Source organism: Nitrosomonas sp. Nm58 (genome assembly GCF_900107335.1).
Lineage (GTDB): Bacteria > Pseudomonadota > Gammaproteobacteria > Burkholderiales > Nitrosomonadaceae > Nitrosomonas.
In genome coordinates, this window is record NZ_FNPQ01000095.1 from 1 (window position 1) to 3,039 (window position 3,039).

The 3,039-nt window shown below is 42.3% G+C and carries 3 protein-coding genes and 1 pseudogene; 3 read left to right on the plus strand and 1 reads right to left on the minus strand.

Annotated elements, in window-relative coordinates:
- The 3 genes and pseudogenes from BLW34_RS15905 to BLW34_RS15045 form a co-directional block, all read left to right on the plus strand.
- Positions 1-97 (plus strand): annotated as a pseudogene (locus BLW34_RS15905) (cytochrome C554); the annotation flags it as partial.
- A gap of 217 nt (positions 98-314) precedes the next feature.
- On the plus strand, positions 315-1,094 hold the full coding sequence (locus BLW34_RS15040; protein ID WP_090581322.1) for a hypothetical protein: 780 nt from the start codon (positions 315-317) through the stop codon (positions 1,092-1,094).
- Between the two features lie 41 nt (positions 1,095-1,135).
- A complete protein-coding gene (locus tag BLW34_RS15045; protein ID WP_090581325.1) occupies positions 1,136-2,599 on the plus strand; it encodes a DEAD/DEAH box helicase in 1,464 nt (487 codons plus the stop codon).
- Between the two features lie 9 nt (positions 2,600-2,608).
- Here BLW34_RS15045 and BLW34_RS15050 read toward each other — a convergent pair.
- Positions 2,609-3,039, minus strand: a 431-nt coding sequence (locus BLW34_RS15050; protein ID WP_371263960.1) for a putative signal transducing protein, incomplete at its 5' end; no start/stop codon positions are given.

The window sequence follows — 3,039 nt, forward strand, 5'->3', positions numbered from 1 at the left end:
TGGCACTTTTGCGGGCGAGCCTAAATTTAAGTTTCATGATGAATTCCAGGCTAGTGCTAAAGTAGCTAAAAAAGACGATAAAAAAGGAAAAGAGTAAAACTGCTTGTTTCCGGTAAGATCTCATCAATATCTATGCTGGAGAAATAAAATCATTTCTCCAGCTAGATTTCTTCCTATAACCTCTGGATCGATCTTCCAAAAGAAGATAGAAGAGTGTGCACTTTGCACAATATACCTTGATGTGAATATAGAGTACAAAGGCCACAATCATGCTCGTCGGAAATGACGAGTTTTTTATTTTGGTAAGGTAGAAAATGCTTCGTTATTTCCCTGCGTCTGATGTTATTTGTGTCCACAGTAAGCGAGATTACTTCATTGCCGCTTTTACGTTTTTTTGTGTAGCAGTAAGCCTAGTCATTGACGCCCACGCGAATCTGATTATACAAAACCTTTTGGGGGTTATAGCATGGATATTCTTAATTGGATTGTTGGTGGGCGAAAACAAGGAAATAAGAATTCAAGTGGTGATTGCTGTGGCATTTGCAACAGCAGGTGAGCATTTTGCCTCTGTTTATATGGGGGGGTATACCTACCGATTTGAAAATGTGCCCTTATATATACCACCAGGACATGGAATGGTTTACTTAACGGCCGTCGCATTGGCTCGTTCAGGTTTTTTTCTTAGATATGCGAGGAAAATTGCTGTATTTGTTGTGGTCGTATGTGGTGTCTGGTCGCTTTGGGGTATTAGTGGTATTTCCGAGCAGGGAGATCAAGTAGGAGCAATATTATTTTGTGTGTTTCTTATCTATCTGTTTAAAGGTAGATCCCCAATGGTTTATCTGGCCGCTTTTTTTATTACTACGTGGTTAGAATTGATTGGTACCGCAGCTGGAACATGGTATTGGGCGAAGCTTGAGCCGATATTTAACTTATCGCAAGGGAATCCTCCCAGCGGTGTCGCTGCTTGGTACTGTCTAGTTGATGCCGTCGCGATTGGTGGTGCACCCATCGTCCTAAATATAATGAATAAGTTTAGCGAGTGGCTAAAAACTGATAAATCTAAACGAAGTATTCAACAGGAGATAGAGTAATCAAACAATGTTTAAATTCAGTCGAGAAGACTGAGCAGCTTATGAGTCGTATTACAGCATTTGATCAATTAAATTTATCAGATGAGCTTTTGCGAGCGATCGTAGATCAGGGTTACGTCAAACCTACCCCAATACAAGCCCAAGTCATTCCCCATATCCTCGAAGGCAAAGATATCATGGGCAGTGCCGAGACAGGTACAGGTAAAACAGCCAGTTTTACGTTACCCATGCTGCATCGATTGCAACCTCACGAAAACTCCGGTACCTCGCCAGCTAAGCATCCTCTTCGAGCACTGATACTTGCGCCTACGCGTGAACTTGCAACGCAGATATATGACAATGTAAGAAACTATGGGAAGTATTTGCAGTTAAAAAGTACCGTCATTTTTGGCGGTGTCAGCATTGATCCTCAAATAAAGGAACTGCAAGCTGGTATAGAAATATTGGTTGCAACACCCGGTCGCCTACTGGATCATATTGAACAGAAAACAATCAATCTATCCAAGATAGCCATTTTAGTGCTTGATGAAGCCGATCGTATGCTTGATATGGGTTTCTTGCCAGATATCAAGCGCATTCTCATGTTGCTACCACCGCAGCGACAGAGCCTGATTTTTTCTGCTACGTTTTCTGAGGAAATCAAGCAGCTTGCAGACAAGCTACTAAAACAGCCGATTTTAATTGAGGCTGCAAAACGCAATGCAATTAATCAATCCATCTCGCATGTTGTGCATTTGGTTGAATCTGAGCGCAAGCCTGAATTACTGGTGCAGTTAATTAAACAAAATGATCTTAAACAAGTATTGATTTTTGTTAGAACCAAGCAAGGTGCAGATCGGTTGGTCAAACAACTTATACAATATGAATTGCTGGCAACAGCAATTCATGGAGACAAGAATCAACAACAGCGTACCCAGGCGCTCAATGATTTTAAAGAAGGGAAAATTCAGGCATTAGTTGCTACTGATGTGGCTGCACGGGGGTTAGATATAGAGAGTCTTGCTTATGTGATCAATTTCGAGCTACCGACTGTTCCAGAAGATTATATTCATCGAATTGGACGAACGGGTCGTGCGGGAAGCAAAGGAAATGCCATTTCGTTAGTCAGTGAGAATGAAAAGGAATTCCTCGCTGGCATCGAGAAGCTGCTTAAAACAAAACTGATTGTAAAGAAAGTGAATGGGTTTGAAGCTGAGAAGGCCAATCATTCGGTTTTACCACAAAATACTGATCGCCATCGGCATAATGGTAAGTCAGCACATCATAAACCTGGCTTAGACAGACGTAATAGTAGTCAGGTGAATAAGTCGCAGTCGGCTGATTATGCTAGAAATAAACCTTCCCGACCGATTGATCCAATTTTTACTCAACCCTATGTGCCCATGGCGTTGGTAAAGAAGTCAGACACACCCGATAAAATTTCTCAGTCTATCTACAAATCGAACAAGAAAGTTATTCCGGCACTTTTTGCCCCCCCCGTTATTGATAAACATAAACAAGATTAGGCAGGACGATCAGGTACCATCCAATTTCAAATGCACAATCTCTAATCCCTCACCACATTGCCAGCATAACTGGAAATTTCGTGGATTTTGCTCACCACAAGCAGGGCAATGCACATAACCTACTTCAATCGGTGTGTTTTCGTACGCATCGATAATCGATCGTGCTTTTTCGAGATCGTCGTCATGAACAATCCATATCTCTGGATAGGCATGGGTGAAGGGAATTTCGCCTACCCCACCCTGTGCATGGGTATTCAATACCTTTGCCCGTATATAAGCATGTTCCAGCAGGTAAAGGATCATTTGCGCTTCGATCAGATTGTTAGCGGAATAGAGTTTTTTCATAATGAGCGTAGTAATCGGCCTTCGGCCGCAATGCGTTTGAAAGAAACACGATGCGGCGAGATGTGCGGTAAAGTGGAATACCGCGACGGCGAAGA